The sequence below is a fragment of the Paraburkholderia bannensis genome, from assembly GCF_014200455.1.
In the GTDB taxonomy this organism is placed as follows: Bacteria; Pseudomonadota; Gammaproteobacteria; order Burkholderiales; family Burkholderiaceae; genus Paraburkholderia; species Paraburkholderia bannensis_A.
In genome coordinates this window covers 188,001-203,219 of the sequence record NZ_JACHBW010000004.1, presented here as the reverse complement: position 1 = coordinate 203,219, position 15,219 = coordinate 188,001, and the positions used below count along the sequence as shown (strand labels likewise).

At 61.4% G+C, this 15,219-nt stretch carries 15 protein-coding genes; 7 read left to right on the top strand and 8 right to left on the bottom strand.

What is annotated here, in order from left to right:
* Positions 1-30 precede the first annotated feature (30 nt).
* A complete protein-coding gene (locus F4827_RS08870) occupies positions 31-882 on the bottom strand; it encodes a LysR family transcriptional regulator (protein WP_183723616.1) in 852 nt (283 codons plus the stop codon).
* Positions 883-980: 98 nt separating this feature from the next.
* On the opposite strand from F4827_RS08870, the gene F4827_RS08865 reads away from it, so the two are divergent.
* Together F4827_RS08865 and F4827_RS08860 are read left to right on the top strand one after the other, a co-directional pair.
* Complete coding sequence (locus F4827_RS08865) at positions 981-1,364, top strand: tautomerase family protein (RefSeq protein ID WP_183723615.1); 384 nt, start codon at positions 981-983, stop codon at positions 1,362-1,364.
* Positions 1,365-1,806: 442 nt separating this feature from the next.
* Positions 1,807-2,682: a LysR family transcriptional regulator gene (locus F4827_RS08860; RefSeq protein WP_183723614.1), complete on the top strand. Its 876-nt coding sequence runs from the start codon at positions 1,807-1,809 to the stop codon at positions 2,680-2,682.
* 61 nt (positions 2,683-2,743) lie between these two features.
* On the opposite strand, the gene F4827_RS08855 is transcribed toward F4827_RS08860, so the two are convergent.
* The 3 genes from F4827_RS08855 to F4827_RS08845 all read right to left on the bottom strand — a co-directional run bounded on the left by F4827_RS08855 (position 2,744) and on the right by F4827_RS08845 (position 5,087).
* The gene (locus tag F4827_RS08855; RefSeq protein ID WP_183723613.1) at positions 2,744-3,943 is read right to left on the bottom strand and encodes a multidrug effflux MFS transporter; all 1,200 of its coding nucleotides are present in this window, start codon (positions 3,941-3,943) and stop codon (positions 2,744-2,746) included.
* 299 nt (positions 3,944-4,242) lie between these two features.
* Complete coding sequence (locus F4827_RS08850; RefSeq protein WP_183723612.1) at positions 4,243-4,665, bottom strand: hypothetical protein; 423 nt, start codon at positions 4,663-4,665, stop codon at positions 4,243-4,245.
* A gap of 38 nt (positions 4,666-4,703) precedes the next feature.
* Positions 4,704-5,087 carry an ATP-dependent protease gene (locus F4827_RS08845; protein WP_183723611.1) on the bottom strand — a complete coding sequence of 128 codons (384 nt, stop codon included), beginning with the start codon at positions 5,085-5,087 and terminating at the stop codon, positions 4,704-4,706.
* A 123-nt stretch (positions 5,088-5,210) separates the two neighbouring features.
* Between F4827_RS08845 and F4827_RS08840 the strand changes: the two genes are divergently transcribed.
* Positions 5,211-6,197 (top strand): bifunctional helix-turn-helix transcriptional regulator/GNAT family N-acetyltransferase, encoded by a 987-nt coding sequence (locus tag F4827_RS08840; RefSeq protein ID WP_183723744.1) that lies wholly within the window; start codon positions 5,211-5,213, stop codon positions 6,195-6,197.
* Between the two features lie 78 nt (positions 6,198-6,275).
* On the opposite strand, the gene F4827_RS08835 is transcribed toward F4827_RS08840, so the two are convergent.
* Both F4827_RS08835 and gltP read right to left on the bottom strand, forming a co-directional pair.
* The gene (locus F4827_RS08835; protein WP_183723610.1) at positions 6,276-7,565 is read right to left on the bottom strand and encodes an aminotransferase class V-fold PLP-dependent enzyme; all 1,290 of its coding nucleotides are present in this window, start codon (positions 7,563-7,565) and stop codon (positions 6,276-6,278) included.
* A 58-nt stretch (positions 7,566-7,623) separates the two neighbouring features.
* Positions 7,624-8,949, bottom strand: a complete 1,326-nt coding sequence (gene gltP / locus F4827_RS08830) for a glutamate/aspartate:proton symporter GltP (protein WP_183723609.1) — start codon at positions 8,947-8,949, stop codon at positions 7,624-7,626.
* 147 nt (positions 8,950-9,096) lie between these two features.
* Here gltP and F4827_RS08825 point away from each other — a divergent pair, with 147 nt between their 5' ends.
* Entirely contained in the window at positions 9,097-10,005 is a 909-nt protein-coding gene (locus tag F4827_RS08825) for a LysR family transcriptional regulator (RefSeq protein ID WP_183723608.1), read from the top strand.
* Between the two features lie 128 nt (positions 10,006-10,133).
* Positions 10,134-10,868, top strand: a complete 735-nt coding sequence (locus F4827_RS08820; RefSeq protein ID WP_183723743.1) for an ABC transporter substrate-binding protein — start codon at positions 10,134-10,136, stop codon at positions 10,866-10,868.
* A 73-nt stretch (positions 10,869-10,941) separates the two neighbouring features.
* Here the strand turns inward: F4827_RS08820 and ppk2 are convergent, their stop codons facing one another.
* A complete protein-coding gene (gene ppk2 / locus F4827_RS08815) occupies positions 10,942-12,084 on the bottom strand; it encodes a polyphosphate kinase 2 (protein ID WP_183723607.1) in 1,143 nt (380 codons plus the stop codon).
* A gap of 140 nt (positions 12,085-12,224) precedes the next feature.
* Positions 12,225-12,443: a YdcH family protein gene (locus tag F4827_RS08810; RefSeq protein WP_183723606.1), complete on the bottom strand. Its 219-nt coding sequence runs from the start codon at positions 12,441-12,443 to the stop codon at positions 12,225-12,227.
* 211 nt (positions 12,444-12,654) lie between these two features.
* Between F4827_RS08810 and F4827_RS08805 the strand changes: the two genes are divergently transcribed.
* Positions 12,655-14,226 carry a CHAD domain-containing protein gene (locus F4827_RS08805; protein WP_183723605.1) on the top strand — a complete coding sequence of 524 codons (1,572 nt, stop codon included), beginning with the start codon at positions 12,655-12,657 and terminating at the stop codon, positions 14,224-14,226.
* Positions 14,227-14,297: 71 nt separating this feature from the next.
* Positions 14,298-15,182 (top strand): TOBE domain-containing protein, encoded by an 885-nt coding sequence (locus tag F4827_RS08800; protein ID WP_183723604.1) that lies wholly within the window; start codon positions 14,298-14,300, stop codon positions 15,180-15,182.
* Positions 15,183-15,219: the final 37 nt, after the last annotated feature.

Sequence of the window (15,219 nt, the reverse complement as noted above, 5' to 3'; positions counted from 1 at the left end):
TGAGTTGATCCCTGAGTTGATGCGCGGCGCTTACGCGCTGCCCAGACTCGAAGCAAGCAATTGCAAGGTCGCCGCCGAGCGCGGCTCGCGCACGCGCGAGAGCAGGCTCACCCGCGACAGCGGCAAGGGCGGCAAACCGAGCTTCGCGCCGACATCGACCAGCGCGCGCGGCGCCACTCGCCGCGCCAGCGCCGACAACGCCAGACCGGCCTCCAGCGCGGCGCCGACAGCCGCCACACCGCCACCCACGAACACCTCGTTCCACGCCGTCCCGGACGCATCGAGCGCACCGATGGCCGCCGCACGCACGGCGCACGGTGCAGCCAGCAGTGCAAGCGGCAGCGGCGTGCCCGGCGACCATTGCAGATCGGGTGAGGCAAGCCAGACCAGCGGCTCGTCGAACAGCGGGCGGGCATCGCCGCGCGGTGCTTCATCGGCTTCCTGACGCACGATCACGGCGTCCAGACGCCGCTCGTCGAACTGCGCAAGCAACTGCCCCGACGAACCCAGCTGCAGGGCGATCACGAGTCCCGGATCGTGGGCGCGCAGCAACGCGAGCTGACGCGCGAGCTGGGCGTCGGCGACGTGCTCGCTCAGCCCGAGCGCAAGCCGCCGGGTGTCTCCCGTAAGCGCACCGAGCGCTCGCTCGTGCGCCCCCAGCAGATCGCGCGCGGCGGCTAGGAAAGTCAGACCGTCCGGCGAGAGGCGCACGACGCGCGGCGTGCGTTCGAGCAGTTGCCGCCCCAGATGGCTTTCGAGGCGCTTGAGCTTGAGGCTCACCGCGGATTGAGTCGTGCCGAGCGCATCGGCGGCGCGCGTGAAGCTGTGCAGTTCCGCGACCAGCACGAAGGCGCGCACGGCGTCGAGATCAAGTGGTTTCATTTTCACTGTAAATGAATGAAATATGCAGTGATATCTTTTTGTTATGATAACTGCGGACTAAGCTGCTGTCATGTTCATTCAACCCGATGGAGCCTGACATGCCTCTCACCCGAATCGCCGTACGCGCCGGCAAACCCGCCACCTACCGCAAGGCGCTCATGCAGGGCGTGCACCGCGCGCTCATGGAAGTGTTCAAGGTGCCCGAAGACGATCAGTTCATGATCGTCACCGAGCATGACGCCGATAACTTTCTGTTTGGCCGCCATTATCTGGGGATCGAGCGCAGCGACGACCTCGTGATAGTCCAGATCGCGGCGAACAATACGCGCGGGCAGGATCAGAAAAAGGCGCTGTTCGCGAAGATCGCGGAAAACCTCGCGCAGGATCCGGGCGTGAGGAAAGAGGATGTGTTCGTCAATCTCGTGGATGTGGCGAGGGAGAACTGGTCGTTTGGGAATGGGGTGGCGCAGTATGCGACTTGAATTAGCCTGCGCGGTCGGCTGCTTGCGCTGATTCCAACCCTCGATATCGGCAGTCCCCGACTGAGGTTAGAAAGCCACCGTCGGGGCAGCTCTATCGCTGATCCGTGACCTGATCTAGCAATTTACGGAGTGCGAATGTAAGTCGACTGGCGTCTAAAAATCACTGTAGAGGTTTTATCTATCAGGCATTGAAGAATGCTTGCATTGCGAAAGGACGAAAAATTTTGTGGTTAGATCTGTGTTCATTAATGCCAGCAGCATTTTCAATTTCGTCTTATGGTCTTCGTCCATTCTCCGGCAATCGCCCGGTTAGTCATCCTGACGAGGCCTTATTCGAATTCGGTTTAGACCGGATTGTTCATATTGAGTGTGCAAACTTCAACACGTAAAATCGCAGGCAAGCAATGCAAAAATGCTAGAAACAGGTGGAAGAAAGAACTACATGAACTGGGATGACGCAAGGGTATTTCTCGCGGTGCATCGGTCCGGCACGTTGCGCGAAGCGGCCGCCAGACTGGAAGTCGATCAGGCGACAGTGGGGCGCAGGCTTACCGCGCTTGAAAAGGCGCTTGGCGCAAAGCTCTTTCTAAAGACCTCAACCGGATTCGTGGCCACGCCAATCGGCGAGCAATCGATAGAGGCCGCGGAGGCGATGGAGCACGCGGCCAGTGAGTTCGAGCGCCGCGCACAAGGCGCGGACGATCGCCTTGAAGGCGAAGTGCGGGTGACCACGACGGATTCGCTCGCCCTCGATTTCGTGGTGCCGGCGCTGCGACGGTTGCGTGTGCAACATCCCGCCATCCGAGTGGTGCTGAGCACGTCGATTCAGGTGCTGAATCTCGCGCGGCGCGACGCCGATCTCGCGATTCGAACCGTTCGACCTGAAAATCCCGATCTCGTATGCCGCAAACTGGCGGAATGGGAGGTTGGCCTGTTCGCGAGCCGCGAGTATCTCGCCGCACGCGGCGAACCCGAGCGCGGAAAGGCATTCGAGGGCCACGACCTCGTGATGTACCAGTCCTCGATTACGCGCAATCAGGATTCGTCCATTTGCGGCGAGCCGACGACGAAAGGACGCGTCGTCGCCGAGGTCAGTTCGAGTCTTATGCTGGCGACGGTCGTGCGCGCGGGCATTGGCATTGGCGAATTGCCTGTTTATATGGCCAGAACGGATGATGCGCTCGTGCGTGTGTGGCCCGATAGATCGCGCGCGCGCCCGTATCAGGTGTGGCTCGTATTGCACGGCGACTTGAATCGTGCCGCGCGCGTGCGCGCGGCCATCGACGCAATCGACGAATCCTTCGAGCGCCTGTGTTAGCGAGTAAGCCTCGGTACAGCGGAGAACCAGCGAGGCAACGTCGCTGGCACACACTGATCGCTTAGCGCCACGCGCCCTTGCGAAGCGCTAACGTTCTCCGCGCGGCGTACCATCGTGGCACGATTGAGAGCGCGGCGACCAGCGCGCAGCACGGCACGCCAATCGCCAGCACTTGGCTGCCGGTCCCTAGCAGACCGCTCGCCGCTGCTGCCGCGAGCGACGCGCTGCCGATCTGGAAGAAGCCGACCAGCCCTGAGGCCGTCGCCGCCCGTCCATGTTCGCTGGCGATCGCGCCCGACACCGCGAGCGACAGCGAGGAACCGTTCGAGAGGCTGACGAGGAACATGGGCAGGACGATCGTGAAGACATGTGCCATGTCCCACCACTGGAACGCAATGAAAGCGATTGCGCCCGCAACGAAACACGCGACTCCGGCGACGACAATCGAATCGTAGGAGACACGGTCAAGCAGGCGACGCGAGACCAGGTTGGCCGAGATGATGCCAATAGTGAGCGGCAGATAGAGCCAACCGCTTTGCTGCTCGGACAGGCCAAAGCCCGAGAAGATGAACGGCGACTGCGTCAGGTAAATGAACCAGGCGCAATAGATCGCGCAGACCACAAGCGTATAACGCACGAATGCGCGGTCGCGAAGCACATCGGCGAAGCCTGCGAAGGGATTCATGAGTTGAGGCGTCGCGCTGGCCACGCGCGTTTCTTTGAGCAACGTCTGCACGAGGCAGAATGCGACCAGCCCAAACGCGGCGACGAATAGAAAATCGCTGCGCCAGCCGAACCACGCGGCCAGATTGCCGCCAATCGCGGGCGCGAGAGCCGGTGAGAGCGAGACAAGCGGATAAACGACGCTGTACACCTTCGCAGAGCTCTTCTTGTCGCAGGTATCAGCGATGATCGCGCGGCCGATCACCAGTCCCGATGCGGCGCCGAGTGCTTCGAGCATGCGCCACGTCAGAAAGCTGGTGAACCCGTTGGCGCTCGCGCAGCCCAGCGAGCCAAGCACATAGAGCAGGATCCCGACCGAGAGCACGGGTTTGCGTCCCCAGCGATCGGATAGTGGGCCGAAGAAAAGTTGTGCGCAGGCCAGCGCGATCAGATAAGCCGAGACCGTCTGCGGCATTTGCCAGGCGCCAATAGCAAATTGATGCGCCATGGCGGGCATGGCCGGGAGGTAGACATCGGAGGCGATGAGGCCAAAGGCGCTCAACATGGAAACGACAAGGATGAGTGAGAAGTTCGACATTCGCATAGCGGTGTGATGAGCGACGCGCCGATGTTAAGCCGCGAGCGCCGTGCTGCGAATACGTGAAACTGCATGGGAGTCGTGCGTTTTTGCTGTCCTCACTGGCGCAGTACGCGAATTGAGGATGCGCCAGGCGCAGTGCTGCGGGCATGATCCATTCTGCTTCCGGCCGAGGGGCACTCATCAGGCAGGCGTTTGAGATCTGCTTGAATATGACGCGATGTTGTGCGGGATTGTCGTTCTTGCCTTGATCATCGGCAGCGATGCGTCCAGGCCCGGGTCGCTGCGGGTCGCGACATCTATTCGACCTCTTCCGTTTCGACAGTGACGGTTGCCGATCCCGCTTGCCTTTGAATATTTATTTGAAAGACGAGGGTCGTCGCTCTGTCGTCTTTTGACGAGTCCGGCAAACCGTATAAGCGGTAGCGTATGACGCCAGTGTACTGGCATAGGCCCTGCGGGCCAGGCAAGCAATGTGCACCCAGTGCTTCCAGATCTTCAACTGAAATGCCGGCGCCTTGAACGCCCCGGGCGTCGACAATTTCCTGCAGGTCGCGCCTCAATGGCTCAGCCCCGGTCTGCCAGTGAGTCATTAATTCCTTATCGAATCGCGTCTGTCCCAAACTGGAATAGTCGATGGCGATATGCGGAAATGGATGGCAACCGGCGAGCGCGGTGAAAGAAAAGATGCTCATCAGGAACGTCACACGTTTTCTGTTCATATTCTTTCCCGGCTCGCGGCGATCAGCGTGTTCGTCCCTCAAAGATCCCCACGCACCTCACCCGTGCCCAACGCATTCCGCTGACGATTGACCTCAGCCCAAAGCTCATCGCTATCGTCATCGCGCAGCAGGACCACCGCGTCCAGTTGATCGGCGGTCACTTCGAAATATTCCGTGAGTTCCCTGCGGACCGCATCGACGAACTCTGCATATTCAGGCGTCGCCTGGGCTTGCGCGTGCAAGGCGTCGTATTGCGCGTCGTCCGCGCCGCCGCCATGCTCTTCGATGTAGCGCGAGACCCATTGATCGAGTTCGCGATCGTAGTCGGCCTCGGCGCGCATCGACTGCACAGCGGTGTAGAGGTCCAGTTTGGCAAATGCGGCGATCGCCGCGGCGGTTGCTTCGTCGAATGGTGTAGTCATTGCGTACCTCGTATGGTTCGTGCCGCATCATCGCACGGGCCACCCACAAGCACTTGATGAACCTTGAAAAAGTTGCGGTTCGCAACTATAGTGGTTGCGAACCGCAACTTCCAGAGGTGGTGTATGGACGTGATCAATCCGCCCGCGCAGGCGCGCGACCAGACCATCCTCGAACTACGGGAATGCTCGCGCAAACTGGTTCGCGAACTTGGTTTCATGCGCAGCACGCTGGCCGATAGCGATCTCGCGCCGTCGGCGGTGCATGCTGTCATCGAAATCGGCGCCACGCCAGGCATCCAGGCGCGCGACCTCGCCACCATACTGAGGCTGGACAAGTCGAACACAAGCAGGCAGATCGCAAAGCTTGAATCGGGCGGACTGGTTGTGCGCACAACATCCAGCGATGACGCACGCGCGTCCGAACTTTTTTTGACGGCCGCCGGGCAAAAGCTGCGCTCGAAAATCGATGAGTTCGCGACCGATCAGGTATCGCATGCGCTCAGACGTCTCGCGCCAGCCGACCAGCAAATGCTGGTCAAATCGCTCTCGCTGTACGCCAACGCGCTCGCGCAAGACAATAATGGCAACGAGAAACTATCAGGAACGGGCGCTGGCACCGGGCAGATACTTGAAGGCTACCAACCGGGTTGTATCGGCGATATCGTCGGCCTGCATGCGCGGTTTTATTCGCAACATGCCGGATTTGGCGTGTTTTTCGAGCGCAAAGTGGCAACGGAGTTGGCCGGATTCGCGGAGTCTTTGCCGCATCCTCAAAAGGCGCTATGGCTTTATGTGGAAAACGGCAGGTCTCTCGCTTCGCTGGCAATCGATGGCGATGCCGATACGCGCATCGCGCATCTACGATGGTTCATCGTCGACGATACGTTGCGCGGCGCTGGCATCGGGCGTCGTTTGCTCGAACGGGCAATGGCCTTTGTGGACGAGCATTTCGATGAAACTTTTCTCTGGACCTTTAAAGGCCTGAATGCGGCGCGGCATCTCTACGATGGCGCCGGCTTTCGGCTGACCGACGAGGCGCAAGGGCGGCAGTGGGGGGCGACTGTTGTCGAGCAACGGTTTAGCCGGGTTTCGAATTCGGCAAAACCGTAACAAAGTAACGAAGTAACGATGAGAAGGGACGCACCGGGCAGCAAAAGAAAATCCGATGCGTCTGTCTCTCACCGCGCGCTAAACAACGCGCCGGCTGTCACTCGCGATGTCTTCGGTCACCGCCAGAAACCGCGCGATATCGCCCGGCGAATGGCAATGCAGCGGAGAAACGCGAACCGCACCCGCCAGGTTGAACGATTTCAACATCCGACCGGAATAGAGGCTCGTCGCAATCCGTTCATAGACGATTACGCCGCGTTCTTCGTAGGCGCGCACGGCGGCAGTGGGGTCCAGCGCGTCGAAGCCGATACCGGCGATCAGATCGCGGCGCGTCAGATCGTCGTGATCCCAGAACACCTTGACGCCTTCGATCATGCGTAGCCCGCGCTGTCCATCCACGCCGTCGAGCAGCAACGCAAGCAATGCGCGCTCATGCTCTTCGATGCGCTGCATGCCTTGCACAAACAGTTCGCGCCGGTCTTCGGCGTCGCTGAACTGCGCGCCGATCCACGCGACGTAGTTGACCATGGCGCTGACTACGGCGAAGTGCGCGGGCGCGGGACTGCCGAGTTCCCACACGCTGTTTTCCCTGGCCGCGAGCCGATGATGCGGAAGTTCCGCGAGCCGCTTCGACAACCACGCCACGCCCGCTCCCCGGCAGCCGAAGAATTTGTACGGCGCGAAGTTGATGCCGTCGACAGGTGTTTTCTGCAGGTCGATGACTGCGTGCGGCGCATGTTGAACTGCGTCGACGATGATGAAGAGACCGGGTTTGCGCGCGCGCGCCCGCTCGACGATGGCTGCGATGTCCAGTTTCGCGCCCGAAATATTCGACGCGTACATCACGCTCAATAGCGCCGTGTCGTCGTCGATCAGCGAAACGATCGCATCGACATCCACGCCGCCGGTTTCGGCATTGCTTGGCGCGACGCGCAGCGTTTTACCGGTGCGCTCGCAATACAACGTCATGGCATCGAAAGATGACGGGTGTTCGAGAATGGTCGTCACCGCATTGCTGCCCGGCACGTTTTCCATCACCGCGCGCACCATCTCGAACATGCCCGCCGATGCGGTAAGCGAGAGATAGACGCTGCCGTCGCGCGCGTTGAGGATGCGGCGGATGTCGTCTTCGCCCCGCGTCTGGATGTCCTGCAAAAACAGTGCGCGCTCGTGAATGCGCTCGGGACAATCCGGCAAGGCGTCGATCTGCGCAAAGGCTTCCAATGCCGATTTCAGTCTGAACGAGCCACCGGCGTTGTCGAAGAAAAGCCGCGAGCGGCCATCGACATCGTGATCGACATAATGAAAGCGGCGCTTGATCTCTTCCATCATCGATTCGGAAAACAACTGTCCACGACTGCTGCTCATTGCATGTGCTCCTTGTTCCATGTTTGCGACTGCTGTTTTCATCTGCTTTCGTCTGTGTTCATGCGTCCAGCGACGCGAGATAGGCTCGACCTTTTTCTGCGTCATACTGGCCTTCCCATCGGGCGATGACGAGCGGCGCGAGCGCGTTGCCCACCACGTTCAGCGCGGTGCGTCCCATATCCATGATCCGGTCGACGCCCGCGATGAAAGCGAGTCCTTCGAGCGGCAGTCCCGCACTCGCCAGCGTCGTCAGCAGGATGACGAACATGAAGCCAGGCACGCCTGCCGCGCCTTTTGACGTGATGACCATCGTCAGCACCAGCACGATCTGCTCTTGCAGGCCAAGATGGACGCCATACAGTTGCGCGACAAACAGCGTGCCGATGCCGAGATAAATGGATGCGCCGTCGAGATTGAAGGTGTAGCCCGTCGGCACCACGAATGTCGTGATGCTTTTAGGCACGCCGTAGTCCTCCATCTTCTTCATCAATTGCGGCAGGACCGTCGCCGAACTGCAGGTCGAGAAGGCGATAATCAATTCGTCCTTGATGACGCGCAGTAGCGTGAAAATGTTGAAGCCAAAGAGTCGCGCCGTCACACCCAGCACGAAAACCGCGAACAGGATGATCGCAAGATAGGTCACCGCGACGAGCTTGATGAGCGGCAACAGCGAACCGAAGCCAAAGCTCGCAACCGTCACGGCGATCAGCGCACACACGCCGAAAGGCGCATAACGCATCACCATGCCGGTGACCTTGAACATGGTGTCGCTGATGCCCTTGAAAGTCGCGATCACGGGATGTCGATATTCGGCCGGCACGGATTGCAGGCCCAGGCCGAATAGCACCGAAAAGAAGATCACGGGCAGGAGATCGCCGCGCCCCATCGCCATGATGATGTTGTCGGGGACGATGCTCAGCAACAGCGCCATGAAACCGTGATGTCCCTGCGTTTGCTGCGATGTCTGCTGATAGCGCGAGATATCGGTATGACCGAGTTGGGACAGATCGGTGCCGAGACCCGGGTGCAGCAGATTGCCCAGTACGAGTCCCAGCACGATGGCGATGGTCGTGACGACCTCGAAATACACGAGCGTCTTTAATCCAATGCGCCCGAGCGAGCGTCCGTCGCCCACACCTGCGATACCCATCACCATGCTCGTGAAAACGATCGGCACGACGACCATTTTGATCAGACGGATAAAAATATCGCCGGCCGGTTGCAGGAAGCCATTGATCGCCGTTGCGCGAAACTCCGGAAAACGGTTGAGGACGAGCCCGACCGCAATGCCGGCCACAAGGCCGATCACAATCTGCCACGCAAGCCCGATGCGAGGCTTGCGCGCCACGCGATCGGGGTGGGGCGTTTCCATCACGGATTCCATGGATTCTCCAGACACGTAAGGGTTGAGTGGGATAAGCCGGGCCTCTGTTCGGGCCTGTCGAGGGCAAAAGTAGCTGGCCAAAATGAACTAAAAAAGCGATTTTTTTCTATGAGAAACTATCGCTTTTGGCGATGTGAGCGATGCGCGATGCTGACCTTCAAGCAAATGGAAGCCCTGTACTGGATTGTTCAGCTGGGTTCGTTCGAGGCCGCCGCCACGCGCCTGAACACCACGCAATCGGCGGTATCGAAACGCGTACAGGAACTGGAGCGTGCATTCGACGTTGCGGTGTTCGATCGCGCGAATCGCAGTGCGCGCCTCACGGAGAAAGGCACGGAGTTCTTCGAGCATGCGAAGGAGTTGCTCGAACGGCGCGATCAGATCGTCGAGCGCATGAGTTCGAAAGACGCGCTGGTGCGGCAGATCCGCATCGGCGTGACCGAACTCACGGCGCTGACGTGGTTGCCGCGTTTGATCGCGGCGATACAAGCCGAATATCCGAAGGTCAAGGTCGAAGCGGAGGTGGATCTCAATGCGACCTTGCGCGAGCGGCTGGCGGCGGCGACGGTGGACGTCATCATCGTGCCGCAGACCCATGAGGTCGAACCCTATGCCTCGACGCCCGTCGGGCAGGTGCAGAATGCGTGGATGTGCGCGGCCAGCCTCGCGCCGGGTAAGCGCACCATTGCACTTGCGGAGATCGCGAAGTTTCCGCTGATCCTGCAGGGTGGGCTTTCGGGAACGGGCTATGTGTATAGCCGATTTCTGGCGGAGCAAGGCGTGGCGTTGCAGAAGGTGCTGGCGAGCAACAGCCTGATCGCGCAGATCGGCTTGACGCTGTCAGGGCTTGGAGTCAGTTACTTGCCTCAGGCATGTCTCGCCCGCATGCTCAAACGCCGCGCGCTCGTGGTTGTACCGACCTCGCCCGCGCTGCCTCCCGTCAAGTATGTCGCGATGCACCGGGCGGAGCAATCGCACTCGCTCAGTGCCGCGGTGGCGCGGCTTGCGGCGCAATCGTGCGACTTCACTTCCAATCTGCTCGATCCGGGTAGCTAGCAGCGAAAGCGCGTTTTGCAAGCGCGCGCGGCACAAATGGTGGACTATAAGCTCGATGCTTTGTCCAATCTCCGCGAAATTTTTGACCCTTGAGCAGACGCCTGGCACGCGGCGTCGTACCCATCATCATGAACATCGATCCCGCTCTCATTCAGGCTTTTGCTCCTACCGGCGTTCTGCGCGCCTCCATCAATTCCGGCAATCCGATTCTGGCGAATCGTGATGCGCAAACGGGCGAACCGTTCGGCGTTTCGGTCGATCTTGCGCGCGATTTCGCGGCGTTTCTTGGCTTGCCGCTCGAACTCGTGGTGTTCGATACAGCGGGCAAATCGGTCGAAGCGGTGAGCGACGAGCGCGCGGATTTCGGCTTTTTCGCGGTGGACCCCAAGCGCGGCGAGACGATTGCGTTCACAAATCCCTACGTGCTGATCGAAGGCTTTTATCTGGTGCACGAAGACTCGCCGGTTCGCATCAATGCCGATGTGGACGTAGCGCGCAATCGCGTGGCCGTTGGCAAGGGTAGTGCCTACGATCTGTTCCTGACGCGCGAACTCAAAGCGGCGCAGATCGTGCGCGCGCCCACGTCGCCGACGGTCGTGCGGACCTTCATCGAGCAAGACCTCGAAGTGGCGGCGGGCGTGAAGCAGCAATTGCAGGCCGATGCGGGCAAGATCAGCGGACTGCGTCTGCTGGACGAGCGGTTTATGGTGATCCGTCAGGCGATGGGCGTGTCGAGAAGCCGGGGCGAGCAGGCGGTGGCCGTGCTGGGGGATTTTGTGGAGCGGAAGAAGGCGTCGGGCTTTGTCGCCGAGGCGCTCGCGCGGCATGGTATCGAAGGGGCTTCGGTGGCGCCCCTCGCCTGAACTAACAACCTCTTGGTGTTTAATGACGTTAGGGTTGCGAAACGACTGAAGGAAACGGCGAGTCGATCATATTTCAAACCGCCCGACTCACCAGCAACGGGTCAACGGCCCCAATCGCCTCGATATCCCGGCTCGTGTAGGGGAGTTGATGCAGCACATAGCGCAGCGCATTCAAACGTGCGCGCTTCTTGCAATCGGAGCGCACCACCGTCCACGGCGCGTCGGCCGTATCGGTCTGGGCAAACATCGCTTCCTTTGCCTGCGTGTATTCGTCCCACTTGTCGAGCGACGCGAGATCGACGGGGCTTAGCTTCCATTGCTTGAGCGGGTGCACGCTGCGTTCCTTGAAGCGGCGGCGCTGCTCCGCACGGCTCACGGAGAACCAGAACTTGATAAGATGAATCCCGCTGCGAATCAACTGACGTTCGAACTCCGGCGCTTGCTGCATGAAGTCGGTGTATTCGTCGGGTGAGCAAAATCCCATCACGCGTTCCACGCCCGCACGGTTGTACCAGGAGCGGTCGAATAGAACAATTTCGCCCGCCGACGGCAGGTGCTGTACATAGCGCTGGAAATACCATTGGCCGCGTTCGAGTTCGGTGGGCTTTTCCAGTGCGACAACGCGCGCACCGCGCGGGTTCAAATGCTCCATGAAGCGCTTGATCGTGCCACCCTTGCCGGCGGCGTCGCGACCTTCGAAGAGGATGACGACGCGTTGCCCCGTTTCGCGCACCCACGCCTGAAGTTTCAACAACTCGACTTGCAGCCGGTATTTTTGACGCTCGTAAGCGCGTCGCGACATGAGGTGGCGATACGGATAGATGCCTTCGCGCCAACCGTTGGCGAGTTCGTCGTCGGGGTGGCGGGAGCTGGATTTGCCCCAGTCCGCCGGATTGCCTTCGAGCACGAGACTGCGCAGTCGTGCGCTTTCGTCGGGAGACAGGCCGCGCATGAGAGCGGCGATGGAGTCGAGCAGCGTCGTGGCCGTATTGCCGCTCGCAGCCTGCTGATTCTGGCCATGCGCGGCGATGACGTCGTGCATGGCGCCTGCAATCATTTCCGATGCCGCTTCAAGCGAAGCGTTGACGGTACGCAATTCGGCGCTGTGCGGCGTGATATCCGGTTGGCGAGCGCCGGCGCATTCGGCGCCATCGTGTACGGAATGCCCGGCTTGCGAGGCAGTCAGGCTGAGGGAGGGTGACGCGGACTTTGGCATAGTTGTTCTCGCGGTTTTGACGGAGCCGGACGTGCAGACGTCGGCCCGGATGGGTGCTCTCGCGCGGCACGCCAGCGAGCATGCCGCGTAACGAGAGAGGGTTGAAGCGGACTGGAAGACGATGCGCGCGACGCCCAGGTTCAGGCGTTGTTGCTCTTGCGCAGGATGGTGTAGAGCGAGTCCTTGAGGTGCAGCTTTTCCTTCTTGAGATGCTCGATGGCCATTCCATGGGTGGGCACGATGCCCGCTTCCATGTTTTTGATCTGCTGATCGAGCTCGTTGTGGCGATTGAAGAGCCGCGCGAAGTGTTCGTCGTGGACCTTGAGGTGCGAGATCTGTTCTCTATATTCGGGGAACACTCAATACTCCTTATAAAACGAGATTAATCGAATTGATATCTCGACATTTTTCCACTTTCGCCGTCGGTCGATGTTGATCGCTGTCAGTCTGCGCAAGCGAAAGGGCGACCTGCGCCTGACAGTTTCAAAGGTTCCGCGTCGTGTACTATCGGGGCGGTAACGCGGTCGCGTGTTCACCGCGTGCTCAGGTTAACGAACCCACGGAGCATTCATGGTCCGTCGTCTGGAACTCGTGCTGGATGTCGTCAATATCGAGCCGCGGGGCTCGTCGGCAGGGGCCGTCGTTTCAGTTCCCCGGCCGCCCGATAGCGCGGCGATGTTGTGCGCTGCGTTGCCGTCTCTCGCGGCATGCGCCGAAACTTCTGAAGCCGTCTCGATCGTCACGTTCGACCATGACGGCGCGCTCGCGCGGGCGGGTTGGCGGATCGCAGTCGAAACACGCGGAGCGGCGCATTGCGTTGTTGCCTCCAGCAGGCGCGAATGGACGCCGGGCGTCGTGGTTGTCGAGCCGATATTCTCGGCTCATCTCGAAACCGAGGGGCTGGATGGCGCGCTTTTCGACGCCGCGCCCCAAGCGTTTCGCGAGGCGCTTGCGGCAGCCGGCCAGCTTGCTCCGTCAGCCACGCTCACGGCCGAGCGGCGCGTCTGGGCGTGGCCGCGCGACACTACCGGCGTGGAACTTGAACTCGATGCCGATGTGTGTGCGACACGCGACGAAATGGCGCGGCTGCATGAACTGCGCGTGAGCGTTCCCTGGCCCGAAGAGACACAGGCTGCGCCGCTCGCCGATGCGCTGTTCGCCTGCGCGCACGAACTGGTCGATGCATTGCCCGCGTTCGTACGCGTGAGCGATGCGCTCGAACGGGCGGCGCAAGGCAGTGTCGTCGGCGACGAAAAGGCGGTCCATGCCGCTCCGGTCGATTTGCGTGGCGCGTCGAGCGCGCAGGAAGCGTTGGTGACGATTTGCGCCAATATCAGCGTGCAATGGTTCGGCAACGATGCAGGTGTGCGCGATTCAGCCAATACGGAGTTCATTCATCAGATGCGCGTTTCGCAGCGGCGTCTGCGTACGGCCATGCGGATTTTCTCGCACTGGCGGGACGAGACATGGCGCGCGCGCATCGAGCCCGATCTCAAGTGGATCGGCGCGCTGCTCGGCGAGGCGCGCGATCGCGACGTGTTCGTCGAATCGACCCTGCCGGCGCTCGCGAGTGCCGATAAGGATTCGGCGCGCTGGCAGGCCGTGCGCGACGAGGCCGAAGCCGCTCGGCTGGCCGCGCGTGCGCGGGTGAGCGAGGCGCTGGCTTCGCTGCGCTATGCGCATGCGGCGCTCGCCTGGCTGCAATGGCTGGCGAATCTCGCGCAGCAAACGGTCGAGCCGGACGAGGCCGGCGCTTCGCTGCATCGCCACGCGCGCAAGCGCATTCGCCGCTATTACGAACGGCTTGCGCAGGCGCAGAAGCTTACCGCCATCGACGAGGCGAGCCGCCATCGCGTACGCATCAACGCGAAGTATCTGCGCTATACGCTTGAGTTCTTCGCGTCGGTCACATCGCGCCGCACGCGTACCGAAACCGCGCGCACGCTCGCGCGTCTGCAAGGCGTGCTTGGCGACGGCAACGATGCTGCGGTGGCGCTGCGCTTTCTCGATCACATGGACGCTGAACCCTATCAACGGGGTTTTGCGCGCGGCTGGTGCGAGGCGGTGAAGCGCTATACGGCCAAAGAGGGCGAGCGGCTGTTGCGCGAGTTGCGTGCGCCGAAGGTCGCGCGCGGCGCTTGAAAGGACTCATGCGCGCTTCAGAGCGATGCACCTCTCTATAATCGGCGTCTGCACAATGAACGCCTCCCGCGATGAATACCGCTTCCCCGAATCCTTCTGATTTCGATTCCGACGATCGCAGCGCGACGTCCGGGCTGGGGCTCGGCGGGTCGGTCTGGTTTCAGGCCGGGCCGCAGATGCTGGGCGGCAGCGCGCGCATTGCGCTGCTCGCGGCGATTCGCGATAACGGCTCGATCACGGCAGCAGCCAGGGCCGTGGGCATGAGCTATAAGGGCGCCTGGGATGCCATCGACGCGATGAACAATCTCGCCGGTGAGCCGCTCGTTGTGCGTGCGACGGGCGGCAAAGGCGGTGGAGGCACGACGCTCACGCCACGCGCGCTGCGTCTGATCGAGACGTTTGCGGCGATCGAGCGCGAGCATCGGCGCTTTCTGGAGCGCGCGGCGGTGGCCGTGAGCGCGCTGGATGTCGATGCGAAGCACAGCCTGTCCGGCGATCTGGCAGTGCTTGGCCGCTTCGGCCTGCGCACGAGCGCGCGCAATCAGCTTTATGGGACTGTCGTGGCGCTCGCGCGCGGTGCGGTCAACGACGAAGTGTCGATGGTGTTGCCGGGCGGGCAGCGCCTCGTGGCCAACGTCACGCGAGAGAGCGCCGAGGCGCTGGGCCTCGCCGAAGGCGCGGCTGTTGTCGCGCTGGTCAAGGCATCGTCGGTGGTGCTGGTGGCTGGCGGCGCAGAGGAGGCGGCGCGGCTGTCGGCGCGCAACCGCTTGAGCGGCGTGGTGAGCAGCGTGCGGCGCGGCGAGGTCAACGCCGAGGTGACGCTCGAACTGGCGGGCGGCATCGTGATCGCGGCGGTTGTCACCGATGTCAGCGTCGAGGCGCTAGGCCTCGACGTCGGCGTGAGCGCGACCGCTGTCTTCAAGGCGTCGAGCGTGCTGCTGGGTGTAGGAAGCTAGAGCGCGAAGCCTGGCAGCGCGATAGATGATGCGCCGC